General features: G+C 63.3%; 23 protein-coding genes. 15 read left to right on the forward strand and 8 right to left on the reverse strand.

The annotated features are described in order from the left end of the window. Position 1 precedes the first annotated feature (1 nt). The 4 genes from ACM43_RS26445 to ACM43_RS26460 all read left to right on the forward strand — a co-directional run bounded on the left by ACM43_RS26445 (position 2) and on the right by ACM43_RS26460 (position 3,042). Positions 2–415 carry a hypothetical protein gene (locus ACM43_RS26445; RefSeq protein ID WP_271544302.1) on the forward strand — a complete coding sequence of 138 codons (414 nt, stop codon included), beginning with the start codon at positions 2–4 and terminating at the stop codon, positions 413–415. A 36-nt stretch (positions 416–451) separates the two neighbouring features. After that, positions 452–1,435 (forward strand): dihydroxyacetone kinase subunit DhaK, encoded by a 984-nt coding sequence (dhaK, locus tag ACM43_RS26450; protein WP_271544048.1) that lies wholly within the window; start codon positions 452–454, stop codon positions 1,433–1,435. A gap of 724 nt (positions 1,436–2,159) precedes the next feature. Continuing rightward, positions 2,160–2,687, forward strand: coding sequence for a hypothetical protein (locus ACM43_RS26455; RefSeq protein ID WP_271544050.1), 528 nt, complete (start codon positions 2,160–2,162; stop codon positions 2,685–2,687). A gap of 109 nt (positions 2,688–2,796) precedes the next feature. Continuing rightward, complete coding sequence (locus tag ACM43_RS26460) at positions 2,797–3,042, forward strand: hypothetical protein (RefSeq protein WP_271544053.1); 246 nt, start codon at positions 2,797–2,799, stop codon at positions 3,040–3,042. Between the two features lie 51 nt (positions 3,043–3,093). Here ACM43_RS26460 and ACM43_RS26465 read toward each other — a convergent pair whose 3' ends face one another. Then, positions 3,094–3,816: a response regulator transcription factor gene (locus ACM43_RS26465; protein ID WP_271544055.1), complete on the reverse strand. Its 723-nt coding sequence runs from the start codon at positions 3,814–3,816 to the stop codon at positions 3,094–3,096. A gap of 410 nt (positions 3,817–4,226) precedes the next feature. Here ACM43_RS26465 and ACM43_RS26470 point away from each other — a divergent pair, with 410 nt between their 5' ends. Both ACM43_RS26470 and ACM43_RS26475 read left to right on the forward strand, forming a co-directional pair. Next, a complete protein-coding gene (locus ACM43_RS26470; protein ID WP_271544057.1) occupies positions 4,227–5,051 on the forward strand; it encodes a DUF3313 domain-containing protein in 825 nt (274 codons plus the stop codon). Positions 5,052–5,272: 221 nt separating this feature from the next. After that, positions 5,273–6,514, forward strand: a complete 1,242-nt coding sequence (locus ACM43_RS26475) for a patatin-like phospholipase family protein (RefSeq protein ID WP_271544059.1) — start codon at positions 5,273–5,275, stop codon at positions 6,512–6,514. Positions 6,515–6,545: 31 nt separating this feature from the next. Here ACM43_RS26475 and ACM43_RS26480 read toward each other — a convergent pair whose 3' ends face one another. Both ACM43_RS26480 and ACM43_RS26485 read right to left on the reverse strand, forming a co-directional pair. After that, positions 6,546–7,796 carry a sensor histidine kinase gene (locus tag ACM43_RS26480; protein ID WP_271544061.1) on the reverse strand — a complete coding sequence of 417 codons (1,251 nt, stop codon included), beginning with the start codon at positions 7,794–7,796 and terminating at the stop codon, positions 6,546–6,548. After that, positions 7,793–8,521 carry a response regulator gene (locus ACM43_RS26485; RefSeq protein ID WP_271544063.1) on the reverse strand — a complete coding sequence of 243 codons (729 nt, stop codon included), beginning with the start codon at positions 8,519–8,521 and terminating at the stop codon, positions 7,793–7,795. Before ACM43_RS26485 ends, ACM43_RS26480 begins: the two co-directional genes overlap by 4 nt. A 289-nt stretch (positions 8,522–8,810) precedes the next feature. Here ACM43_RS26485 and ACM43_RS26490 point away from each other — a divergent pair, with 289 nt between their 5' ends. From ACM43_RS26490 to ACM43_RS26505, 4 genes are all read left to right on the forward strand, one after another. Further along, positions 8,811–9,866 carry an efflux RND transporter periplasmic adaptor subunit gene (locus ACM43_RS26490; protein ID WP_271544064.1) on the forward strand — a complete coding sequence of 352 codons (1,056 nt, stop codon included), beginning with the start codon at positions 8,811–8,813 and terminating at the stop codon, positions 9,864–9,866. After that, positions 9,863–12,967 (forward strand): efflux RND transporter permease subunit, encoded by a 3,105-nt coding sequence (locus tag ACM43_RS26495; protein WP_271544066.1) that lies wholly within the window; start codon positions 9,863–9,865, stop codon positions 12,965–12,967. The genes ACM43_RS26490 and ACM43_RS26495 overlap by 4 nt, the downstream gene beginning before the upstream one ends. Positions 12,968–13,247: 280 nt before the next feature. Continuing rightward, entirely contained in the window at positions 13,248–13,406 is a 159-nt protein-coding gene (locus ACM43_RS26500; protein ID WP_271544068.1) for a hypothetical protein, read from the forward strand. Between the two features lie 105 nt (positions 13,407–13,511). After that, positions 13,512–14,369, forward strand: coding sequence for an SDR family oxidoreductase (locus tag ACM43_RS26505; RefSeq protein ID WP_157283994.1), 858 nt, complete (start codon positions 13,512–13,514; stop codon positions 14,367–14,369). Positions 14,370–14,433: 64 nt separating this feature from the next. Here the strand turns inward: ACM43_RS26505 and ACM43_RS26510 are convergent, their stop codons facing one another. After that, positions 14,434–14,949: a YciE/YciF ferroxidase family protein gene (locus tag ACM43_RS26510; RefSeq protein WP_036008066.1), complete on the reverse strand. Its 516-nt coding sequence runs from the start codon at positions 14,947–14,949 to the stop codon at positions 14,434–14,436. 87 nt (positions 14,950–15,036) lie between these two features. Between ACM43_RS26510 and ACM43_RS26515 the strand changes: the two genes are divergently transcribed. From ACM43_RS26515 to msrA, 5 genes are all read left to right on the forward strand, one after another. Beyond that, complete coding sequence (locus ACM43_RS26515; protein ID WP_036029310.1) at positions 15,037–15,231, forward strand: hypothetical protein; 195 nt, start codon at positions 15,037–15,039, stop codon at positions 15,229–15,231. Positions 15,232–15,354: 123 nt separating this feature from the next. Next, positions 15,355–15,534, forward strand: coding sequence for a hypothetical protein (locus tag ACM43_RS26520; RefSeq protein WP_036008060.1), 180 nt, complete (start codon positions 15,355–15,357; stop codon positions 15,532–15,534). Positions 15,535–15,715: 181 nt separating this feature from the next. After that, positions 15,716–18,037: a molybdopterin guanine dinucleotide-containing S/N-oxide reductase gene (locus ACM43_RS26525; RefSeq protein ID WP_271544073.1), complete on the forward strand. Its 2,322-nt coding sequence runs from the start codon at positions 15,716–15,718 to the stop codon at positions 18,035–18,037. A 20-nt stretch (positions 18,038–18,057) separates the two neighbouring features. Beyond that, positions 18,058–18,480, forward strand: coding sequence for an OsmC family protein (locus tag ACM43_RS26530; RefSeq protein WP_157283988.1), 423 nt, complete (start codon positions 18,058–18,060; stop codon positions 18,478–18,480). A 231-nt stretch (positions 18,481–18,711) separates the two neighbouring features. After that, positions 18,712–19,227: a peptide-methionine (S)-S-oxide reductase MsrA gene (gene msrA / locus ACM43_RS26535; protein WP_225182836.1), complete on the forward strand. Its 516-nt coding sequence runs from the start codon at positions 18,712–18,714 to the stop codon at positions 19,225–19,227. A 70-nt stretch (positions 19,228–19,297) separates the two neighbouring features. Here msrA and ACM43_RS26540 read toward each other — a convergent pair whose 3' ends face one another. From ACM43_RS26540 to ACM43_RS26555, 4 genes are all read right to left on the reverse strand, one after another. Further along, positions 19,298–20,458, reverse strand: coding sequence for an MFS transporter (locus tag ACM43_RS26540; RefSeq protein WP_271544077.1), 1,161 nt, complete (start codon positions 20,456–20,458; stop codon positions 19,298–19,300). Between the two features lie 117 nt (positions 20,459–20,575). Further along, positions 20,576–21,808, reverse strand: coding sequence for a Zn-dependent hydrolase (locus ACM43_RS26545; protein WP_271544079.1), 1,233 nt, complete (start codon positions 21,806–21,808; stop codon positions 20,576–20,578). Beyond that, entirely contained in the window at positions 21,801–22,586 is a 786-nt protein-coding gene (locus ACM43_RS26550) for an ABC transporter ATP-binding protein (protein WP_271544081.1), read from the reverse strand. The genes ACM43_RS26545 and ACM43_RS26550 overlap by 8 nt, the downstream gene beginning before the upstream one ends. Beyond that, complete coding sequence (locus tag ACM43_RS26555) at positions 22,583–23,356, reverse strand: ABC transporter permease (protein WP_271544083.1); 774 nt, start codon at positions 23,354–23,356, stop codon at positions 22,583–22,585. Before ACM43_RS26555 ends, ACM43_RS26550 begins: the two co-directional genes overlap by 4 nt. Positions 23,357–23,404: the final 48 nt, after the last annotated feature.

Genomic DNA, 23,404 nt, shown 5'->3' on the forward strand with positions numbered 1-23,404 from the left:
TATGGCGACCGATGAACCGGCCGAGGCGGGCGCCGTTGCGGTTTACAAGCGCATCTTCAAGGAGGTGCTTGAGAGCCGCCCGTCAGGCATGCGGCTGCGTCTGGCCCATGCCATGGGCAAGAACCGCAGCTTCGTCAGCCAGATCAGCAACCCGGCCTATCCGGTGCCGATTCCCGTGCAGCACCTGAACACGATCTTCGATGTCTGCCATTTCCCGCCGCAGGCGAAGGCGGCGTTCCTTCGTGCCTACACCCGTGCGCACCCGCGCCGGATCGGCCGCCTGACGGAGGGGGCGCATGAACGGACGCTGACGCTGCACCTGCCGGATCTCGGCACCTCGAAGCGCAATGCGGAGCTCGATGCGCTGCTGCAGGAATTCGCGCGGCGTTTGAGTGCGATCATACGCGAAAAATGAGCGCCAAGCTCAGAGCGACGAAGAGGGGAGGAGAACATGAAAAAGTTCATCAATTCGGTCGATGGCGTGCTCGCGGAGAGCCTCGACGGGTTGGCTGCGGCGCATGCCGATCTCGTGACGCTCGGGCCCGAGCGGAAATTCGTGCGGCGCCGCGAGCTCAATTCGCGGAAGGTCGCGCTCGTATCCGGCGGCGGTAGCGGGCACGAGCCGCTGCATGCGGGCTTCGTCGGCTATGGCATGCTCGATGCGGCCTGTCCGGGACAGGTCTTCACCTCGCCGACACCGGACCAGATCGTCGAGGCGGCGCAGGCCGTTTCGGGCGACGCCGGCGTGCTCTTCATCGTGAAGAACTATGCGGGCGATCGCATGAATTTCGAGATGGCGGCCGAGATTTCCGAGGGTCGCACGGCCACCATCGTCACCGACGATGACGTCGCGGTCGAGAATTCCACCCACAGCATCGGCCGCCGCGGTGTGGCCGGCACTCTGATCGTCGAGAAGATCGTCGGCGCGGCGGCCGAGAAGGGGGCTGACCTCCAGGCTTGCGTTGCACTCGGCGAGCGCGTCAACGCCCGGACGCGCTCGATGGGGGTGGCACTGACGAGTTGCACGGTTCCGGCTGCAGGCACGCCGACGTTTGTGCTCGCCGAGGACGAGATGGAAGTGGGTGTCGGCATCCATGGCGAACCGGGACGCCGCCGCGTCAAGCTGGAGCGCGCTGACGCGATCGCTTTTGAGATGACAACTGCCATTGCCGGGGATCTCGACGCCCGCGATGGCGACGAAGCCCTGCTGCTCGTCAATGGATTTGGCGGAACGCCCGCGATCGAGCTTTATCTGATGTACAACGCGGCGCGGCGGATGCTCGAAAAGCGCGGCTTGCGCATCGCCCGTTCGCTGGTCGGCAGCTATGTCACCTCGCTGGACATGGCGGGGTGCTCGCTCACCGTGAGCCTGCTCGATACCGAGACCCGGGCGCTGTGGGACCATCCCGTGCGCACGGCCGCGTTGAAATGGTGATGGCGGCTGCGAATGGCTGCTGATGATTTCGATCGTGCTCCGGCGGACGATCGGCCGGGGCCACGCCTCAAGCATGTATCGGGAATTCTCCCGGTTCACCCTCCCTGAAACTTGCCGTGTCCCTTGGACACGGCTTCTTTTTTGGGGCGGTAGGCAGCTATTTCCCTGTCCGTCCCAGGCGCGGGGTCCAATGAGTGCTTTGCGCTGGAAATGATCGGCGGGCCCCCTCGGCTCCGGCCGAAACGAGCGTCGCCATTGCAGCAGCGATGAACGCGAAACTCCATATCGCCGCGCTGTTGCGGCGACGCCTGTAAGCTCTCCAAGACGATCTTGAGCTTCTCGTCCCCGAACCAGCGCCGCCGCCGGCCCGTATCCATCACCTCAGGCCGTTCGTCTCGGTCGCCGCGCCTATCTGATGCACCCGGTCCAATCAGGGACTCGGCCGCTCTGACATCTTTTGACTCAACATGCCGACGCGCAGAAACGTTCAGTCACACGCGGCCCAATTTGGATCCAGGTGTCTGGATAACGAGCGCGGGTCGGGAGAAGGGCGACGCTCGATTCCATCAAGATCGGACGTTCGTCGGGTAGTTCAGCTTTGCGAGAGCGGGAAAGCGAGGTCTGCAGCGTCGAAGAGCTTGATGTTCGCGGGGCGGTGCGCGGTGTGCAGCTGACCAATGGATCGAAGCCTGCAGCGACGATCAAGGTTCTAGAAGGAGGGCAGATGACTGTCGCAATAGTCGGCGCAATGAGAATCCTGACAACGCGCCGGTTGAATATGCCACGGCTCGGTTTTTGGATGCTGATGGCCGTCGCCGCCGCATCCCCTGCATCAGGGCAGGAGAGCTTCAATAGCGTCGCCGGTTCATGGTCGGGCAGTGGTTGGATGAAGCCCAAGGACGGCCCCCGGGAGCGGGTTCGCTGTAAGGTCGACTACGTGCCCAAGAACGAAGGCCAATCCGTCAGGATGAATGTGCGCTGCGCGAGCGAGGCGTACAAGATGGATCTGGGCGCCACGATCGAACAAAGCGGCTCGGAGCTTTCAGGAAACTGGTTTGAAAGCCAGTACCGCGTCGGGGGCAAGGTCTATGGGAAAAATCAGAATGGCGTGATCGATGCCCGCATCGAGGGCGACAAGATCACGGCGTTGCTCGTCGTTCGTACGAAAGGAAGCCGCCAATCCTTCGTCATGGAGTCGCCGGGAGCCTGGGTATCCGAGGTCGCCATCGATCTTACGCGCGATGCGCGATGACGCGAACAAAGTGCCGACGCGATCTCTCTCATGGCTCGCATGTGTGCTGTTGACGTCGTGCGCTGTGCAGCCCAAAGGCTCGCCGATGGCTCCGGAGCCGTCGAAAGTCATGGGCTCGCTGAAGAAAGTCGCCGCCGAAGCCCAATTGAAGGAGCCTGTCGAGTTCTCAGAGCCTATCCGAGCCCATCCGATCTCCTCCGTTCCTTGGATCATATGTTTGCGAAGCGGCGCCACGGAGTTGTCAAAGCGGCGTCCTTATGCGGTGCTATTCGAAGGCAACCGCTACGTTGAGGCGCGACTGTCGGTGATCGTCGACCGCTGCGAAGGGCAGTCGTTCGCAGCTCTGCCGAAATGATGCAGAGGTAGGCTTCGCTCGCAGACGGAGGTCGACTGAGCGACCGCAGGCTCAGGAGTGCTCGTCCAGGTAGCTAACCTTGGCGGCGAGCTGATAGCCGCCGTTGCGCACCGTCTTAAAGATGTGGTTTGCGCCGCTCTCTGCAAGTTTGCGCCGAAGTCGACTGATCAGTACATCAATGGAGCGGTCCAGGACGTCTCCATCGCGCCCGCGGGTCAGATCGAGCAGTTGGTCGCGAGACAGAACGCGGCCGGGACGGTCGAGAAACGTCAAGAGGAGATCAAACTCCGCCCCGGTCAAATCGATCGAGGTGCCTTGCGGAGCGACCACCGACCGGGCGGAAGGATCGGCGACGAACCCTTCGAAGAGGTAGCGACCTTTCCCGCCGTGAGAGGGGCGGCCATCGTCGCCCCGTCGGAGCACAGCGCGGATACGGGCGATCAGTTCACGCGGGTTGAACGGTTTGCCGAGATAGTCGTCGGCGCCGATCTCCAGGCCGATGATCCGATCTACCTCTTCTTTCAGTGCAGTGAGCAGGATGATCGGAATCCGCGATCGTGAGGACCGGAGATCGCGACAAAGATCGAGTCCGGACCCGTCCGGGAGCATCACGTCCAGTACGACCAGATCGATCTGATTCGTGGCGATCCGTTCACGTACCTCCGCGCAGCGGGACGCGAGTTGAACCCGGAAGCCCTGCTCCTTGATGTAGCGAGCAAGGAGCTTGCGGATCTCTAAGTCATCATCGACGACAAGGATTTGGGGAATGTGCATGAGCGCCGGTTTAGTCCGGTTGGAACAGGCTGAAGGGTATTATTTGTAACGAAGGCTGTCCTCAATTCGGACTGGACATCTTTCGACACAAATCGCGGTCGGTCAGCAACATTAGGTCATCAGCGGCCAGATTCCGAGCCATGTAGCCCGTTTATCACGAGCGCAGGGTTCACAATAAGGGGGTCTGAATGCGCTCCGCCGCCGGTCTTAACCATCCTGGTTCATATCCGTCGTTTCCGTACCAACGCCGGTGGCCGCTCGGATATTGCGCATCGCGCCTGCTTCGCTTCGCGCTGCCGTACGGCCGGACGGGTGCGAAATTCGAGGGCGGCTTGGCCTCGGACAACCGAGTATGCCCCGCGATCGCGGCGGGTTGGAGGCAGTTGGCGGCGACGGGCCGAAACAAGTCGATGCGCTTGGCGCTCCTGCCCATCCTTGCACTGTTGCCCGGTTGCGCGACTCCCGCGCTGGTCCAGGGCAACGGGCTGTCCTCCTACGAAGGATTGAAGCAGTCGGATGGAAAGATCACCAAGTCCCGTCTTCAGGTGAAGAAAGAGCAGGTAGCGGCGGCGAAGACGATCAATGTCGCATCGACGGCATTCCCTGCCCACGTTGCGCCTGCGCTAACCCATGAGCAACGTATCCTTGTTGCCAATACGGTAAGCCGCGCCTTGTGCATCAATTTGAGCGACAGATTCAGAGTGGTGTCGCCCGATCAACGGGCGGATTTGACCGTGCGTGCGGCCATTACGCGTGCGACGCCGACTGATGAAGTCGCCGCGGGCGTCTCGGCCGCGGCGAAGCTCGGTACAAGCTTCGTGGACACGGCCGTTCCGATTCCAGTGCCCCGCATTCCGGTTGGACTCGGAGACTTGTCCATCGAGGCCGAAGCCGTCGACGTCACGGGGCGGCAGCAAGCCGCCATGATCTGGGGAAGAGGGGCGAACGCCTTTTTCAGCACGCCGAGAGCATCGAAAGCCAGTGACGCTTACGATCTCGCTCGGGACTTCGGCGACGACTTCGCTAAGATGCTCAACAAGGGTGAAAGTCCCTTCGAGGGCTTTAGTATCGATATCCCGTCCTTGGAAAAGGTCGGCTCGAATATTGGTCTCGCTCCCAAGTATGCGGCGTGCGAAACCTATGGCCGGGCTCCTGGGATCGCCGGTCTGGTCGGCGGCAAATTGGGCCTTCCTCCCGAATGGACCGATGACGGTCCAGCGGAAACACGAAAGTAGTGGTGGTCGAGGACGGCCGGATCGGCAGACGCGGCCTTTGCGGCTCGATCGCGAAGGTCGCCTACGATGATGGTCATCCACGTCGTCGTGTACGGCCCCCGTGCCCCGTGTCGGCCGATCGAGCATCTATCGTCGAGCCCTTCAGGTGGACGACCCGTTCGCTCGGAGGTCGTATTAGGCGTCCTCAGATACCGAAGACCATGTGTACATCGAGATCAGTGATGCGTGTGGCCGCGCTGTTTCTGATGACCGGCCTTCTTTGCGGATGTGCCTCCCTGTTCCCGCGCGATGTGGTTCCGAAACGGCTCATTGACGAGGCCGAACTCACCGGGATGCCGAACATTCGGGTATGGGGGGACGCTCCGCCCGAGGCGCTTGCCGCCCTGTCTACAATCAAACAAATCCGGAGCAAGCCGAATGCCGCTCATGGTCGTCTCGGCCAACAATCGGATGAGCTCAACATTCTCGCAATATCTGGCGGAGGCGACAACGGTGCCTTCGGTGCCGGTCTCTTGGTCGGGTGGGGTGATGCCGGCACGAGACCTGAGTTCGATCTGGTCACCGGGGTGAGCGCCGGCGCGTTGACTGCGCCGTTCGTCTACCTGGGGCGGAGCAGAGATGCAGCATTGAAAGAGGTGTTCACGAGGTACGAGCGCAGCGATATCTACGATCCCGGCGTCGTGGCGCCATTGCTCGGATCGGGCTTGGTCGACAGCTCCCCGCTCGAGAGTCTGATAGCAAAGTATGTCGATGATCAATTCCTCCGCGATATCGCGATGGAGCGGCGAAAGGGTCGAGTGTTGCTCATCGGAACGACGAATCTGGACGCGCAGCGTCCCGTTCTATGGGATGTGGGACGCATAGCCATGAGCAATCATCCGCAAGCCCTGCCCCTCTTCCGAAAGATCCTGCTGGCTTCCGCTTCTGTGCCGGGTGCCTTTCCTCCCGTCCGCATCAAGGTCAGTGTTGCAGACCGCACCTACGAGGAACTTCATGTCGATGGAGGCGTGACTCAGCAGGTTTTCGTGCCGCGACCTTCGACCATCATTCGCACCGACGTCCCAACCAAGAAAGCTGCTGCACGCCTTTTCATCATCCGAAACGGAAAGATCAGCCCGGAATGGGAAGCCGTAGAACCGGGCATTCTCTCTATTTCTCTGAGGTCGATCTCCACCCTGATCAAGAATCAAAGCATCGGCGACCTCTATCGCATCTATGCGAAGGCCGAGATCGACGGTACCGACTTCAACCTTGCGGCAATTCCGTCGACCTTTCGAGCGACGAGGGAGGCTTCGTTTGAGCAGGGATATATGCAGGCGTTGTACACCGAAGGCTATCGTTCCGGTTTCGAAGGCTACCGGTGGATAAAGGCACCCCCGGGAATCGCGAAGAATCCGAAGCCGCTGGGTCACTTCTCCAGTTCGGCCTCGCCCCCCGCCAGCCAGAGTGCGGAGCTCCGGTAAATGTGTCCCGCCGGGGTTAAAGGGGCACCCGTCAGTGTGGCTCCGCCGGAAGCGAGTGCGTAACCGGCAGCGTCACGGTCTGGATCAGCCCCCGTGGTGATCCGTTCTGGATCTTGATGCTGCCTCCTGCGCGCTGAACGATCTCTTTCGCGATCGTCAAACCGAGCCCGGCACCATCGAACTGCTTTGTGCGCGCCCGATCGACGCGGAAGAACGGCTCGAAAACCTGCCCGATAAGATCGGGCGGAATCCCCGGACCGTCGTCGTCGATCACAACGACGATGTCCTTCGCGCTGCTTTGGACGGCGACCCGGGCCCGCTTACCATGCGTGGATGCATTTATGAGCAAATTCCTGAAGGCGCGGCTCAGGCCTGTTCGATTCGCGAGGGCGGTCGCCGCCGCAGAGCTGGTCAGAGTGACGTCGTAAGATAGCGTTCGAAGCTCGTCCACGAGGTCGGAAACGAGAATGTCCAGCCGGATCGGCTCAGGTGCCGACTTGCCGGAGTCCTCTCTCACGAGAAGAATTGCGCTGTCCGCGATCTTTTCCAGCTCGTCGATATCCTTTAGCCACATCTGGCGGTCCTCTTCATCCGTGACGAACTCGGCACGCAGGCGCATACGGGTGATCGGTGTCCGTAAGTCGTGGCCGGCTGCCGCGACCAGCCGCATTCGGCTTTCCATTGCCGCCTTCAGCCGGGAAGACAGAGAATTCAGCGCTCTGGCTGCGACCCGCACCTCCGCCGGTCCTGTCATGGCCAGTTCGGGAAGGACACCGTCCGGGCCTACGGTTTCGATCGCGCGTTCGAGAAGTACGAGAGGTTTGACCATCCGGTTCGCGAAAAAGAGAGCGACCGCCATTGTGCCCAGCGTGGTCAGCGCGAGCCAAATCAAAAGCAGATGGAAGACGCCGCCCGCGGGAGGCAAGTCAGGGATTTGCGTGACGATCCATCCTTGATCAACCGGAATGGACAGGAGAGCAAGATCGTCCCTGCGGGACACGATGACGTCGCGGGGGATCCCGCGGGCCATCAGCGCGTCGCGCAGCCAAGTGGTGAGATTGGTTTCGACTTCACCGCCCGCTGCGGCCTGTTGAACGATGACCAATTTGGGAGCGACCTGCCCAACTCGGGTCAATAACTCTACCTGGTCGACGAGTGGAGTGATTGCCTCCCGTTCGTTGGGCGGATCAAACAGGTAGACGAGAATCCCGGTCAGAATGCAGACCACCGAGATGATCACGACGGTGAGAAGGACGGCGAGTTTGGCGCGCAGGGTGTTCACGCCGGAAAGTCCTGCACCCCGACCTTCGCGACGAGCTGATAACCGCCGTTGCGAACTGTCTTGAAAAGGGGCGGCATTCCGGAAGTGTCCAGTTTACGCCTCAACCGGCTGACGAGGACATCGATGGAGCGATCGAAGACCTCTCCCTCTCGGCCGCGCGTAAGGTCCAGGAGTTGATCGCGCGAAAGCACACGTCCCGGTCTGTCGAGAAAGACCTGCAACAGGTCGAATTCCGCGCCGGTCAGTTCGAGAGCATTGCCCTGCGCATCGGTCACGTTGCGCAACTGCGGATCGGCCGTAAGGCCGTCGAATCGGTACTTCCTTGCTTCTTGAGATCGAAGACTTCTTTCTGAGCGGCGTCGTAAGACGGCGCGAATTCTGGCGACCAGTTCTCTCGGATTGAACGGCTTGCCGAGATAATCGTCGGCTCCCATTTCCAGACCTACGATGCGATCGACATCCTCCTTGAGCGCCGTCAGAAGGATGACGGGGATCATGTTCCGTTTCGCTCGCAAATCGCGGCAGGCGTCGAGCCCGGAGCCGTCCGGAAGCATCACATCCAGGACCACGAGATCCACCGGTCCGGCGGCAAGGCGCTCGCGCATCTCGCTGCAGCTCGATGCCAGGACGACGCGAAGCGACTGGCTTTCGATGTAGCGGGCAAGAAGCTTACGAATCTCGGGATCGTCGTCGACGACTAGGATCTGAGGAGTGTGTTCGTTCATGGATGCCGTTCACAGTGGCTCGGAAGCGCGGTTTTACCGGTAAACAGGGGCGAAAAAAGCCGGAACTCGTAACGAAAGGCGCCGAGGCACCAACCTAGCAACATTTCGACACAAACTGGCACCCTCCAGAGACGATCCGACACAAATTGTACTAAGCGAGCAAACGCCACGTCCTACCCGAGTGGTCGTCGGCCCTTCGCGGAAGTGTGGCCGGCGAGGCGTTCGGGAGTCGACGGGGGCGCGGGAGGAAGGTGCTGATATGAAGAGAATCCATCGGGGCCTGAGGTCAATGGCGATCATGACGTCTCTGGTCTGCCATTCCATCGTCCATGCCGAAAGTCTCTCATTCGCGATGACCGTCGTGGCCGCATCGGTCGAGAGATCGGAGGTCACCAGGACGATCACCGCGACAGGCAACGTCGTGGCGTGGCGTGAAATCCCGATCAGCTCTGAAGCGGGTGGGCTGGCGGTGATCGAGGTCGCCGTGGACGAAGGCGACGTCGTTGTGAAGGGGCAGGTACTGGCGCGCCTCAGCCATGATCTGACAGCTGCGGCGATATCCAAGCAGAAGGCCGCGATCGGCGAACTGGAAGCGAGCCTTGCCATTGCCCGATCGGATGCTGCGCGCGCGCATTCGGTGTCCTCGGGGGTGATGAGCGCGCAAGCCATCGAGCAGCGCGAGACGCTCGTCAAGACGACCGAGGCCAAGCTGGAAGCGGCTCGTGCCCAACTCGACGAAGCAGAGGCACGGCAACGTCAGACGGTCATCATCGCTCCCGCTGCGGGAACGATCGCCTCGAGATCGGTGGCGATCGGCCAGGTGGTTCAAGCCGGAGTCGAGATGTTCCGATTGATCCAGGACGATCGCATCGAGGTCGATGCCCGCGTGGTCGAAACCGACCTGCTCGCTGCTGCGGCAGGGCAGCATGTGATGGTGCTCGGCCCCGGTGGGCGATCCGAGCATGGATCGGTCCGCCTCGTTTCGCCGGTGGTGGATCCGAAGACGCGCTTAGGTACGGTTCATGTCGCCCTGCCAAACGGAACGAATCTCAAGCCAGGGATGTTCGCTCGGGTCGAGATTTCGGCCGCAAGAAAGCTTGCGTTGACTGTTCCGTTGAAGGCGCTGGTCTGGCGCGAAGCGAAGGCTCACGTCTTCAAGATCGGACGCGACAGTCTGGTGTCGTTGGTCGAGATCGGAATCGGCGCCAAGGAATCGGATGACGTGGAAGTCCTGCGTGGACTGGAGGTTGGAGATCGCATCGTGACCCAAGGTTCTGGTCTCCTCAGCGACGGTGATTTCGTGAACGTGAAGACTGCCTCGGTCAAAGGCGGCGCGCTGCGATGAACGGCATCTCCGGTTGGGCGATCCGCAATCCCGTCGCGACCATCATTCTGTTCGTGCTGCTCACCCTTGCAGGGGCCGTCGGCTTCTCGAAGCTCCGGCTCAACAATATGCCCGACATGGACATTCCGACGGTGACGGTCAGCGTTGCCTGGCCTGGAGCAGCGCCGACTGAAATCGAGGCGCAAATCACCCGATTCGTCGAGGACGGCGTCGCAGGGCTTGGTACCGTCAATCGGACTCGTTCGATCGTAAACGAGGGACTGTCCATGACCATGGTCGAGTTCGCGATCGGCACCGATATCGATCGGGCGACGAACGACGTCCGGGATGCCGTCGTATCGGTCCGTTCGAAGCTCCCGCAAGGAACGCTCGATCCCATGGTCCGGCGTGTCGATGCGACGGGACAGGCGATCCTGACGTTCATCGTCGACGCTCCGATGATGGCTCCGGACGCGTTGAGCTGGTTCATAGACAACGACATCGCCAAAGCAGCGCTTGCGGTCCCCGGCGTCTCCAAGATCCTCAGATCCGGCGGCGTCGATGCGGAAATCACCATCAAGCTCGATCTCGACCGATTGCTGGCTCTGGGACTGACCGCCGCGGAAGTTTCCGACCTTGTGAGAAACCGCAACATCACTCAGCCCGGCGGTCGTGCGACGCTGGGGGGATCGGAGCAAGTCATTCGTACTGTGGGAAGCGTTCCGGACGTCGCGGCCATGAAGGAGATGCGCCTGGCCTTCAGCGACGGCCGCAGCGTCAAGCTGTCCGAAATCGCAACCGTCGAGCGCTCATGGGCCGAACCGCGACAGAGGTCCCGGTTCAATGGTCGGGAAGTCGTGGGGTTCAGCGTCTACCGCGCCGTCGGGACCGGAGAGTTTGCAGTGACCCGAGCCGTCAGGAAGCGGATGGCCGAATTCGCCGCTGCGTACGGTGGCGTACGGATCCTGGAAGTGACCTCCTCGACCGATGCGGTCATCGAGGGATACGACGCCGCCATCGAGGCGCTCCTGTTGGGAGCGTTGCTCGCAGTTCTGGTCGTATGGATCTTCCTGCGGGATATTCGGGCGACCTTGATCTCGAGCGCTGCGCTACCGTTCTCGTTGATGCCAACCTTCGCGGTGATGTATGCGCTGGACCAATCGCTGAACAACATCACTCTTCTGGCGATTGCTTTGGTCGTCGGCATTCTTGTCGACGATGCCATCGTGGAAATCGAGAACATCGTCCGGCACATCAGGCAGTCCGGAAAGACCGTATACGAGGCCGCCATCGGTGCGGCCGACGAGATTGGCCTGGCCGTGGTTGCGACGACGTTCGCCATCATCGTGGTTTTCGCGCCGGTCGGTCTGATGCCGGGCATTCCGGGACAGTTCTTCAAGGCTTTCTCGATCGCCGTTTGCAGTTCTGTCTTCTTCTCTCTCGTGGTCGCTCGCTTGCTTACGCCGTTGATGGCGGCCTTTCTCCTGAAGACGACCGGAAGAGAGCATCCCGAGCCGGCGTGGGTGCGGTACTATGCCTTGATGCTGACCTGGACGCTGCACTATCGATGGATCACCATCGTCGCCGGTGTCATATTCTTCGTCGCGTCCTTATCTATCATTCCGTCCCTTCCGACCGACTTCATGCCAGCGGCCGATCGAGGCCGCACGATCCTCAGCGTAGAGTTGGCGCCGGGTGCGACGTTGCAGGAAACGGACGCTGCCACGCAAAAGGTCACGTTCCTGCTTAGGACGAGACCTGAAGTCGCTTCCGTCTATGCCGCCGTCGGAACCGAGACTTCGATACTTTCCGGCCCGGGAGACCTGTCCACCTCGGTGGGAGAGGTCAGGAGATCGACCGTTACGATCAATCTCGTTCCGAGAGCCGAGCGAACCCTCTCCCAACAGGCGTTCGAAGCTTCGATCGGCCGTCAACTTTCGATCATTCCGGGCGTCCGGATCCGCCTTGGCGAGGACGGCTCCTCCGGTGCGAAAATCCAGGTGTCGTTGTTGAGCGATGATGCCGCAGCACTTGCCCATGCGGCAGGCCGATTGGCCCAGGATATGCGCGCAACTCCGGGATTCCAACGCGCGAGAGTCATGAGCAGTTTCGCCAAGCCTGAGCTGCAGATAACCCCCAAGGCGGACAAGGCCGCTCTCCTCGGAGTTTCTACGACCGCGATCGCCAAGACTGTCAATATCGCCACCGTAGGCGATATCGACCAGAACCTGTCGAAGTTCAGCCTGGGCTCGCGGCAAATTCCCGTTCGCATTCTGCTGAACGACACTGCTCGCTCCGACATGGCCGGCCTGTCGATGCTGCAGGTGCCGACTTTCGAGACGCCGGTGCCCTTGTCGTCTGTCGCCGATATCAGCTTCGGCTCAGGTCCGCTCCAGATCGACCGGACCGATCGCACCAGAAGCGAGACGGTCGAAGCAGAATTAAGTGGCTTGACGGTAGGCGAGGCGGAAGATCTGGTCGCCCAGATGCCTTCGATCAAGCAGCTGCCGGCAGGGGTATCCTACAAGCTCGCGGGCGATTCCGAACGCATGCAGGAGCTGTTCGACGGGTTCAAGCTGGCGGTCGGATCGGCGATCGTTCTGCTCTTCGTCGTCCTCGCGCTGCTCTTCAACGGGTTCGTTCAGCCGGTAACCATTCTCACCGCGCTGCCGCTGTCGATCGGAGGGGCTCTCGGCTCGTTGCTGATGACGCAGATGTCGATCTCCCTGCCGGTCATGATCGGGCTGCTGATGCTCATGGGAATTGCGGCGAAGAACTCGATTCTTCTCGTCGAGTACGCGATCGTCGCCAGGCGCGATGGCGGCCTTGACCGCACGCAGGCTTTGTTGGACGCGGCCCGGAAACGAGCTCGGCCGATCGTCATGACCACGATAGCGATGAGCGCCGGCATGCTGCCCATAGCTTTGGGCATGGGCGCGGATGCCGAGAGGAGGGCGCCTATGGCGATCGCCGTGATCGGGGGATTGTTCAGCTCGACCCTTCTCAGTCTTATGTACGTACCTGCCTTCTACACGGTGATGGACGATCTGCAGCGCTGGGCAGGAAAGATCTTTCGGAGAGACGTCGCGCGAACCGGTGAGATCGTTCGAAGCGCGCCGTGACGCACGCAGGGTTCGATTCCAGCCGCTTTAATGATCCGTCGTCATTTGCCGATCTCGGCTATAAGAAATCCGCTCGTTCGATTTGGCTACAGGTGTCAAGTCCGTGTCCGATTGCTTGGGATATCTTGGCGCACTTAAAACACCTGCGAGTTTCAAGATGCTCTCCGCAACATGGTCCTCAAAGGTGACGCCATGGTGAGCGATCCTCGGGAGTTTTTCTAGCCGAGAGTTCCGCAAGCCGCTGGGGCAGCCCGGCATTCGCGAGAAACAGGAGGGTGCGTTGAACGATCGCGACGCATTGGATGGTCGCGACGACGTCGACGGCGGCAACCGCCGGCTTGCTGCAGCCTATCCGGGCGTGCCGTTCTCGAATGGGTTCCTGTGGGCGGAGCCCGGCAAGCCTATCGTCACACCCGCTCGGAGGGTGTGTGAGAGATGACGTCGTAATCGGATCTCTGGGGGGCCACGCTGTGCGATGACGGAATCAACGGCAGGAACACTTCCGGCGGCGCTTGGTTAGCGCAGCAAACGCCGGGAGTTGTCCATGACCAATTATCCAAAACCGCCTTATCCTGCGCAGCAGCAGCCGATGCCGGGCTCGACGCGCGCCATGCAGCCGCGACCGGATCACGGCGAGGAGAGTTACAAGGGTGCCGGCCGTCTTGCCGGAAAGAAGGCCATCATCACGGGCGGCGACAGCGGCATCGGCCGCGCGGTGGCGATCGCCTATGCGCGTGAAGGCGCGGATATCGTCATCTCCTACTTGAACGAAGACGAGGATGCGGCCGAGGTCAAGGCGCTGGTCGAGCGGGAGGGACGCAAGGCCGTCCTGATCCCGGGCGATATCAGCAATCCCGAACATTGCCGCGCCATCGTGCGTCGCACCGTGGAGGAGCTCGGCGGCATCGACATCCTCGTCAACAACGCCGCCCATCAGGCGACGTTCAAGGACGTCGCAGATATCAGCGACGACGAATGGCGGCGGACATTCGAGATCAACATCCACGCCATGTTCTATCTGGCCAAAGCCGCGGTCCCCCACATGCGGCCGGGCTCCGCGATCATCAACACGGCCTCGGTGAACTCCGACATGCCGAATCCGAGCCTGCTGGCCTACGCCACGACCAAGGGTGCCATTCAGAATTTCACCGGCGGGCTTGCGCAGATGTTGGCCGAAAAGGGCATCCGGGTCAATGCGGTGGCCCCGGGGCCGATCTGGACGCCGCTGATTCCCTCGACCATGTCGGAGGAAAGGGTCAAGAACTTCGGCAAGCAGGTGCCGATGCAGCGCGCCGGCCAGCCGGCCGAGCTCGCAACCGCCTACGTCATGCTGGCCGATCCGCTTTCGAGCTACACGTCGGGGGCGACGTTGCCCGTCACCGGCGGCAAGCCGTTCATCTGATCCGGGCGAGCACCGTGGCGGCACCGCACTAACGGCGCCGCCACTCTCAATCAGTAGCTTTCAATCACGCCGCGCTGGACGCCTTGGCGTTGACGCCTTTGCGCAGGGCCACCGTGTTCAGCTTGGTGTTGGCGGCCTTCTCTTCGTTCAAATTGGTGGTGAGGAAGCGCACGATGTCGTCGTGGCCGAGCTCTTCCGCCCAGGCGATCAGCGTGCCGTACCGGCACATTTCATAATGCTCCACCGCCTGTGCGTTGGCGACGATCGCGGCGTCCAGCACGGCCTTGTCCTCGATCTCGCCGGCGGTCTCGTCGGCTTCCTTGATCAGGCCGTCGATGGCCGGGCAATGCGTGCCGCTCGGCTCCTTGCCGAGCTTGGCGAAGACCTTGTCGAGGCGCTCGACCTGCTTGTTGGTCTCTTCCAGATGCGCCTTCAGCCCGGCGACGAGATCCCTGTTGGTGGCCTTGTCGATCATCTTCGGCAGCGCCTTCAGGATCTGCTGTTCCGCGTAGTGGATGTCTTGGAGCCCGTGCAGCAGCAGGTCTTCCATCGACTGGATGTCCTTGGTGAAGAATCCCATAAAAGACGTCTCCTTTTCACAATGATGGCAGTGGAACGCGGAGCGGCCGCCGCTGTTCCATTCCCGTGTGCAGATCGGGAGAGCCGAATGAGCGATGGAGTGGATCATTTTGTGGGCCTGCTCGGACGTGCGGCGATGGACGTATGGGGCGACATGCCTCGCGACATCCAGGAGGCACTGTTCGAGACCGCGATGAAGGGCCGCGACACCGAGCGTGAGGAGCTGGCGCGATTGCTGCACGAGCGGCATCCGCGCACGCTGCATCCGGCCCGGCCGGGCTGACGCCGGCGGGCTGGGAACGAACATGCGATCTCCTGATTGGTGAATCGGGCGGCGCCACACGGGCTCCAACGAGGACCACGCGGGGCGCATCGCCCGAGCCTGTCAACCTGTGAGTCGACCGACGTGACTGAGAATATCGGCAAATGGTACGACCCGATTTCGGAGCGGTGGATCGTGCCTCGCCAACCCCACACCATCGCCGCGTTCGATCGGTCGAGCGCGGAGAACGTGCCGGAGGCGAACAAGAGAGAAGAGACGCAGCGGATCTGGAATCTGCTGGTCGATTGCTGCGCACGTGGATGATGCAGCGTCGGCGCCAAAACGAGCGACATGACGCGCTCGACGACGCTCGGGAGTGTCAACGGCCTTGAGGCTGGCTTTGCGCGGGGCAGGCCAGCGTTCCCGTCAACCCTGATCTCGACGACGTCCGTAGCGGATCGGTATACTACCACCCATGCCGACGCCGCCGGAATAAGGATCAGAGATGGACGATACGATTGGTTTCCCCGACCCCGGTCTTGACCTGTCGGACGGCTTCAAGCCGCACACCTCGCATTGGGGCGTGTTCTCCGCGCGCCAGGGCGCGGCCGGGTTGGAGGTCAGGGCCTATGCGGGCGATCCCGATCCGAACGGCATCATCGACAATTTTCCCGGCGCGCTCCGCCACCAGGCGCGCATCGCCCAGCCGGCAATCCGCCGCGGCTGGCTCGAGCGCGGGCCGGGCCCCGACGATCGCCGCGGCCGCGACGAGTTCGTCTCCGTCAGCTGGGAGAAGGCGCTGGATCTTCTCGGCGACGAGCTTGGCCGCATTCGCGACACGCGCGGACCCGGCGCCGTGTTCGGCGGCTCCTATGGCTGGTCGAGTGCCGGGCGCTTCCATCATGCCCAGAGCCAGGTGCATCGCTTCCTCAATATCGCGATGGGCGGCTATGTGCGCTCGGTCAACACCTATTCCTCGGGCGCGTCCTCGGTGCTGCTGCCGCAGATCCTGGCCGGCTACGAGGACATCACCAAGCGCAACGTCACCTGGGAGCAGATTGCGGCCGAGACCGACATCGTGCTGGCGTTCGGCGGCATGGCGCTGAAGAACTCCATGGTGGCGGGCGGCTCGATCAGCAAGCATGTCGAGCGCGGCGCCATGGCGGCGGCTCGGGCGCGCGGCTGCGAGTTCATCCTGGTCAGCCCGCTGCGCGACGATCTGCCGGTCGAGGCCGGCGCCGAATGGATGAGTTGCGTGCCCGGCACCGACACCGCCCTGATGCTCGGCATCGTCCATACGCTGGTCAGTGAGAACCTCCACGACCAGGCCTTCCTCGATCGCTACACCGAGGGCTGGCCAACCTTCCTGCGCTATTTGACCGGCGAGAGCGACGGGCAAGCCAAGCACGCCGAATGGGCCGCCGCGATCTCAGGCGTCAGTGCGGATGCGATCCGCAAGCTGGCGCGGCGCCTTGCCGGAAAGCGCGCGCTCATCACCGTCTCCCACTCGCTGCAGCGCGCCGAGCATGGCGAGCAGCCGGTGTGGATGGGCATGGTGCTGGCGGCGGCCCTTGGCCAGATCGGCCTGCCCGGCGGCGGCTATGCCTATTCGCTGGGTGCGATCGGCTATTACGGCCGCCGCGTCAACGACGTGCCGGGACCGACGCTGGGGCAGGGCCGCAACGGCGTTGCCGATTTCATTCCGGTGGCGCGCATCGCCGACATGCTGCTCAATCCCGGCACCACCTATCGCTACAATGGCGAGACGCGCACCTATCCGGACATTCGTCTGGTCTACTGGGCCGGCGGCAATCCCTTCCATCACCATCAGGACATCAATCGCCTGCGCAAGGCCTTTGCGCAGGTGGACACGCTGGTCGTGCACGAGCTCGCCTGGACCGCCACCGCCCGCCACGCCGACATCGTGCTGCCCGCGACAATGACGCTGGAGCGCGAGGACATCGGCTATTCCACCAACGATCCCCTGATGGTCGCGATGCACCGGATCGCCGAGCCGTTTGGTCTCGCGCGTGACGATTACGACATCTTCGCCGATCTCGCCGAACGTCTCGGGGCGCGCGAGCCGTTCACCGAGGGACGCACGTCGCGGCAATGGCTGGAGCATCTCTACGAGCCAACCCGGGCCTCGCTCGCCAAGCGCGGCCTGGAGGCGCCTGACTTCGACGAGTTCTGGGCGCGCGGCAGCCTGGTCGTGCCGCAACAGCCCGATGACGGCGGCCGGCTGCGCCGCTTCCGCGAGGATCCCGTCAATCACGCTTTGCCGACGCCGAGCGGACGGATCGAGATCTTCTCGGCCAAGATCGCGGCGCATGGCGATGCGGATTGTCCCGGACATCCGGTCTGGCTCGACAAGACCGATGTTCCCAAGCCGGGGGCACCGTGCTTCCTCATCGCCAACCAGCCCGTGACGCGCCTGCACAGCCAGCTCGATTTCGGCGGACATTCGCTCGGCTCGAAGCATCGCGGCCGCGAGGTCGCGCGCATGAACCCGGTCGATGCACAGGCGCGCGGCATCAAGGACGGCGACATCATCCGCCTGTTCAACGAGCGCGGTGCCTGCCTCGCCGCGGTCCGCGTTACCGACGGCATCGCGCCCGGCGTGGTTCAGCTGCCGACCGGCGCGTGGTACGATCCGATGGATCCGGAAGACGAGGCGCCGCTCTGCGTTCACGGCAATCCGAACGTGCTGACCCGCGACGTCGGCACCTCGTCCCTGGCGCAGGGCTGCACCGGCCAGTTGACGACCGTCGAGGTGGAGAAGTTCACCGGCAATTTACCGCCGATCCGCGCGTTCGATCCGGTTTAGGCAAACAAGGAGACCTTTAGATGATCCGCAAGGCAACAGCAGTCTGGAAGGGCACTGGTCGCGATGGCACGGGCCATCTGTCGAGCGAATCCGGCGTGCTTGCCGGGACGCCCTATTCGTTCAAGACCCGCTTCGAGAACGAGAAGGGCACCAATCCCGAAGAGTTGATCGCCGCGGCCCATGCCGGCTGTTTCACCATGGCGCTCGCCTTCGGCATGCAGATGGCGGGTTTCACGCCGGACGAGCTGTCGACCGAAGCCGCCGTTACGCTCGAGCCCGAAGGCAAGGGCTTCAAGATCAGCAAATCCGCCCTGACCCTGCGGGCGAAGGTGCCTGGTCTCGACGATGCCGGCTTCGCCCGGCTCGCCGGCGAGGCCGAGAAGAACTGCCCGGTGTCCAAGGTGCTCAACGCCGCCATCACGCTCGACGCCAAGCTGGTCTAGGGTGATGGACTGAGGCTCGATCGCTGAAGGCGGAGGTGCGCTCCCTCTCCCGCTTGCGGGAGAGGGTGTTTCCGCAATGGGGATAGTCTCCTGGAGGAGAAAGCCCTCACCCGCGCCTACGGCGCGACCGAGCCCTGGCGACCGGGTGGGCGTCAACGCGCGGCTTTCGGCCGGGCGGCCGAAAGCCTATATGATGGACAAGCTTTTGAGCGATCATTGGGAGCACATCACATGACGACGGAACGCGCAGTTTTGGCCGGTGGCTGCTTCTGGGGCATGCAGGATCTGATCCGCAAGCAGCCTGGCGTGATCTCCACCCGCGTCGGTTACACCGGTGGGCACGTCAGGAACGCCACCTACCGCAATCACGAGGGCCATGCCGAAGCGATCGAGATCGTGTTCGATCCGGCCAGGACCAGCTTCCGGACCATGCTGGAGTTCTTCTTCCAGATCCATGATCCGACGACGCTCAACCGTCAGGGCAACGATATCGGCACGAGCTACCGCTCGGCGATCTTCTACACCAGCGAGGAGCAGAAGCGGATTGCCGAAGACACCATCGCCGACGTCGAGGCGTCCGGCCTGTGGCCCGGCAAGGTGGTGACCGAGGTCGCGCCCGCGCGCGAGTTCTGGGAAGCCGAGCCCGAGCATCAGGATTATCTCGAACGCTATCCCGATGGCTACACCTGCCACTTCATCCGGCCGGGCTGGAAGCTGCCGCGGCGCGCTGCCGCAGTCGGAGGCTAGAGCCTGAAGAAGGTGGCTCGCCGCCTGTGGCGGTCCACCTCCTCATCGGTCAAAGTCGACGCGAGTCCGCTCACGCATCGGCATGCGAGGCCCGGCGCTGCTCCGCGGTGACGATCCCCGCCGTCAACGTGACGAGACCCATCAAGGCGGCCAGCAGCCAGAATGCCAGCGGCAGTCCGCCGAGCTGTGCGACGAAGCCGACGCCGGCAGGGCCGAGTAGGATGCCTGCATAACCTGCCGTCGTGATCGCCGCGACCGCAAGTCCCGTGGGCATCACCGTTTGTTGCGCCGCCCGGCGGAATAGCACGGGCACGAGGTTCGAGGCGCCGAGCCCGATCAGCAGGAATCCGCCGATCGCGACCGCTGCGACGGGCGCGGTGAGCAGCACCACGAAGCCGGCAATGGCAATGAGGCTGCCCCACAGCAATGTCGTGCGGTCTCCGATGCGCGCAACGACCGCATCGCCGGCGAGCCGGCCGATCGTCATCGCGATCGAGAACACGATATAGCCGATGCCGCCTTGTGCCTCGCTGACGAGCCCGGCGCCGATCACGAGCAGCGCGCCCCAATCGAGCATCGCGCCTTCGACCAGGAAGGTGATGGCGCCGAGCAGCGCCAGCAGCAGCACCGATCCATGCGGCAGCACGAACAATGGGCCTTCCTGCACCTGCACCGAGCGAAGCAGGCGCGGCCAGGTCACGAGCATCGCGATCAGCATCAGCACGGAGCAGATCAACGTCGAGGCGAGCGCGCCGAGCTGCAGAGAGAGCAGTGCCGTCATCAGCGCGGAACCGGCGAAGCCGCCGATGCTGAACAGGGCGTGGAAGCCGGACATCAGCGGGCGTCGCGCGGCGCGCTCCACCTCCACGGCGTGGATGTTCATGGCGACGTCGATCGAGCCGAGCGCGGCGCCGAACGCAAGCAGCGCCAGCGCCAGCGCCAGCGGCGAGCTTGCGATCGCGAGCAGCGGCAGCACCAGCGTCAGACCGAGTCCGCCCGCGACGATGATCGGCCGGCTGCCATAGCGCGCGCTGAGCACGCCGGTCAGCAGCATCGCCACGACCGAGCCGATGCCGAGGCTGAGCAGGAGCAGCCCCAGGACTCCGTCGTCGACGGCGAGCCGCGCCTTCGCGAACGGCACCAGGGGTGCCCAGCACGCGATGCCGAAGCCCGCAACGAGGAAGGCAAGCCGCGTCGCAAGGCGGGTTGCCGGCCGGTCGGCAGAAGACATGGGAACTCCGGGGAAGCAGGGGAGGAGACGGTCGACAGGCCCGAGGATTGCCGCGGCTTTATGGCAGAGCCCTGCTCGAATGGTCGTGGCAGGCGCTCAACGGCCGCATGCCTCGACCTAGCCCCCGAGGATCCGCCGGCACGCCTCGACGAACACCTCTGCGCCCGTCACGATATCGGCATCCGCCGTGTTCTCGGTCCAGTGATGGCTGATGCCGCCGATCGACGGCACGAACAGCATGCCGGCGGGCATGACGGTTGCCAGCATCTGCGCATCGTGGCCGGCGCCGCTCGGCATGCGGATGGAACGACCACGGGCGACGACGTTGCTCGCGGCCTCGATCGCGTCCTGAAAGCCCGCATTCATCATCGCGGGTGCGCCGGTGCGCAGCTTCGTCACAGTGACGGTGCAGGGGCCATTTGCGCTGGCTTCGTCCGCCATGGTCCGCAGCAATTGCTCCAGCCGCGCGATCACAGACGGGTCGTCGTCGCGGATCTGGAACAGCATCTCGGCGCCACCGGGGATAATGCTCGGCGCGCCCGGATCGAGCGTGATGCGGCCGGTGGTCCAGACCGTGCGCGGGCCGCAGGCCGTCGGGAAACGTTCGTCGATCGCCACGCAGAACTTGGCCAGCGCCAGGCCCGCATCCTTGCGCACCGCCATGCGCGTGGTGCCGGCATGGTTCTGCTCGCCGGCAAAATTGATCTGGTACTGCCAGATGCCGACGATGGACGTCACGACGCCGATCGCCAGCTGCCCGCTTTCGAGCGTGTCGCCCTGCTCGATATGCGCCTCGAGATAACCGACGTGCCGTCCCGGCTCGGCGGTGATGCGCGGATGCCCGGCGAGCCCCATGTCGGCAAGGGCATCGCGCATGGTGCGGCCGCTGGTGCGGTCGCGCGCAGCGTCGATGTGGGCCTCGGTCACCTGTCCGACATAGGAGCGCGAGCCGAGGAAATGACCAAAATGTCCCTCCTCGTCGCACCAGGCGGCGACCTCGACCGCGCCATTGAACGAGGGATCGGTGTTCAGCACGCGCGCAGCTTCCAGCGCGTAGACGACGCCGAGCGGGCCGTCGAGCCAGCCGGCATAATTCTGGCTTTCCAGGTGCGAGCCCGCCAGCAGCTTCGGCCCCGACTTCGTGCTCGTCCCGAACACATTGCCGATGCCGTCAATCGTCGCGGATAGCTCGGCCTCGGGCAGCTTCTGGACGAGCCATTCCAGGGATAGCTTGTGCGGCTCGGAGAAGGTCGGCTTGTGCACGCCGGTCTTGTAGGCGCCAAAGGCGCGCAGTGCGTGGAGGTCGGCAAGAACGCGATGGCCGTCGGCGCGGGGCTGGGTGTCAGGCATGTTCGGCAACCTTCAGCGCCTCGGTGCGGATCTCCTCGACAAGCCGTTCCTTCAGCTGGACGAATTCCGGCGTGGTCTTGATCTTGTAGGAGCGGGGATGTGGCAGGTCTACATGAATGTCCGCCTTGATGCGGCCGGGGCGCGCGCTCATGACGATGACGCGGCTGCCGAGGAAGATGGCTTCCTCGATATCGTGGGTCACGAACAGCACCGTCTTCTGGTCGCGTTCCCAGATGCCGAGCAGCATTTCCTGCATCAAGGCGCGGGTCTGGTTGTCGAGCGCGCCGAACGGCTCGTCGAGCAGCAGGATTTTCGGGTCGTTGGCGAGCGCGCGTGCGATCGCGGTGCGCTGCTGCATGCCGCCGGAGAGCTGCTTCGGCCAATGGTTTTCGAAGCCGGACAGCCCGACCTGGCGGATGAACGAATCCGCGATCTTGTGTCGCTCCGCCTCGGACACGCCGCGCTCGCGCAGGCCGAAGGCGATGTTCTCGCGCACCGTCAACCAGGGGAACAGCGTGTAGGACTGGAACACCATGCCGCGATCGGCGCCCGGGCCGGTCACCTCGCGTCCTTCGAGCGTGACACGGCCGCCGGTCGGACGGTCGAGGCCCGCGACGATGCGCAGCAGCGTGGACTTGCCGCAGCCGGAGGGGCCGAGGATGGTGACGAAGTCGTTGTTGCCGATGGTGAGGTCGGTCGGCTCCAGCGCCCGCGTCGGCGCGTTGCCGTGGCGCGCGGGGAAGGTGCGCGAGACCTGCTCGATCTTGAGAATGGTCATGCGAGCTTCCAGGGAAACAGCCAGGCGTTGAACGCCTTGAACAGGAAGTCCGAGATCAGGCCGATCAATCCGATCACGATGATGCCGAAGATGATCTGGCCGGTGTTGAGCAGCGCCTGGCTGTCGGTGATCATATGACCGATGCCCGAGGACGAGCCGATCAGCTCGGCGACGATGACGTAGGTCCAGGCCCAACCCAGCACCAGCCGCAGGATCTCCGCGATCTCCGGCGCGGAGGAGGGCAGCAGCACGCGGCGGATGATGCCGCGGTCGCTGGCGCCCAGCGTGTAGGCAGCCTCGACCAGATCGCGCCGCGTGGCACCGACCGTCACCGCGACCATCAGGATGACCTGGAACACCGAGCCGATGAAGATGACGAGCAGCTTTTGCAATTCGCCGATGCCGGCCCACAGGATCAGCAGTGGGATGAAGGCCGAGGCGGGCAAATAGCGTGCAAATGAGACGAAGGGTTCGAGAAATGCTTCGACCGGCTTGTAGGCGCCCATCAGCACGCCGAGCGGCACCGCAATGACCGCCGCGAGTGTAAAGCCGCCGACGACGCGCCAGATCGTCATGCCGATGTCGAACAGGAAGCCGTGCTTGGTGAGCAGCTCGAGGCCCTCCTGCACCATGGTGAGCGGATTGGCGAGGAAGGTCTTCGACACATGGCCGCCGAACGTCGCCCATGACCAGAGGGCGACGAACAGCACGAAGAACGCCAGGCCATATGCCGCACGTTGCTTCGATGTCACGGGATCCAGGGGACGCATCAAACTGTATCCGAATGGTGCGCCGGCTCCGCCGCTGGCGGAACCGGC

It is taken from the genome of Bradyrhizobium sp. CCBAU 45321 (assembly GCF_028128975.1).
In the GTDB taxonomy this organism is placed as follows: Bacteria; Pseudomonadota; Alphaproteobacteria; order Rhizobiales; family Xanthobacteraceae; genus Bradyrhizobium; species Bradyrhizobium yuanmingense.

Coding starts and splice junctions, on each gene's coding strand:
- ACM43_RS26515 (WP_036029310.1), top strand. CDS start 15,037: ATGAGCGATGGAGTGGATCATTTTGTGGGCCTGCTCGGACGTGCGGCG.
- ACM43_RS26525 (WP_271544073.1), top strand. CDS start 15,716: ATGGACGATACGATTGGTTTCCCCGACCCCGGTCTTGACCTGTCGGAC.
- ACM43_RS26485 (WP_271544063.1), bottom strand. CDS start 8,521: ATGAACGAACACACTCCTCAGATCCTAGTCGTCGACGACGATCCCGAG.
- ACM43_RS26550 (WP_271544081.1), bottom strand. CDS start 22,586: ATGACCATTCTCAAGATCGAGCAGGTCTCGCGCACCTTCCCCGCGCGC.
- ACM43_RS26455 (WP_271544050.1), top strand. CDS start 2,160: ATGACTGTCGCAATAGTCGGCGCAATGAGAATCCTGACAACGCGCCGG.
- ACM43_RS26445 (WP_271544302.1), top strand. CDS start 2: ATGGCGACCGATGAACCGGCCGAGGCGGGCGCCGTTGCGGTTTACAAG.
- ACM43_RS26505 (WP_157283994.1), top strand. CDS start 13,512: ATGACCAATTATCCAAAACCGCCTTATCCTGCGCAGCAGCAGCCGATG.
- ACM43_RS26530 (WP_157283988.1), top strand. CDS start 18,058: ATGATCCGCAAGGCAACAGCAGTCTGGAAGGGCACTGGTCGCGATGGC.
- ACM43_RS26490 (WP_271544064.1), top strand. CDS start 8,811: ATGGCGATCATGACGTCTCTGGTCTGCCATTCCATCGTCCATGCCGAA.
- ACM43_RS26460 (WP_271544053.1), top strand. CDS start 2,797: ATGGGCTCGCTGAAGAAAGTCGCCGCCGAAGCCCAATTGAAGGAGCCT.
- ACM43_RS26470 (WP_271544057.1), top strand. CDS start 4,227: ATGCGCTTGGCGCTCCTGCCCATCCTTGCACTGTTGCCCGGTTGCGCG.
- ACM43_RS26495 (WP_271544066.1), top strand. CDS start 9,863: ATGAACGGCATCTCCGGTTGGGCGATCCGCAATCCCGTCGCGACCATC.
- ACM43_RS26555 (WP_271544083.1), bottom strand. CDS start 23,356: ATGCGTCCCCTGGATCCCGTGACATCGAAGCAACGTGCGGCATATGGC.
- msrA (WP_225182836.1), top strand. CDS start 18,712: ATGACGACGGAACGCGCAGTTTTGGCCGGTGGCTGCTTCTGGGGCATG.
- ACM43_RS26545 (WP_271544079.1), bottom strand. CDS start 21,808: ATGCCTGACACCCAGCCCCGCGCCGACGGCCATCGCGTTCTTGCCGAC.
- ACM43_RS26510 (WP_036008066.1), bottom strand. CDS start 14,949: ATGGGATTCTTCACCAAGGACATCCAGTCGATGGAAGACCTGCTGCTG.
- ACM43_RS26465 (WP_271544055.1), bottom strand. CDS start 3,816: ATGCACATTCCCCAAATCCTTGTCGTCGATGATGACTTAGAGATCCGC.
- ACM43_RS26475 (WP_271544059.1), top strand. CDS start 5,273: ATGCGTGTGGCCGCGCTGTTTCTGATGACCGGCCTTCTTTGCGGATGT.
- ACM43_RS26540 (WP_271544077.1), bottom strand. CDS start 20,458: ATGTCTTCTGCCGACCGGCCGGCAACCCGCCTTGCGACGCGGCTTGCC.
- dhaK (WP_271544048.1), top strand. CDS start 452: ATGAAAAAGTTCATCAATTCGGTCGATGGCGTGCTCGCGGAGAGCCTC.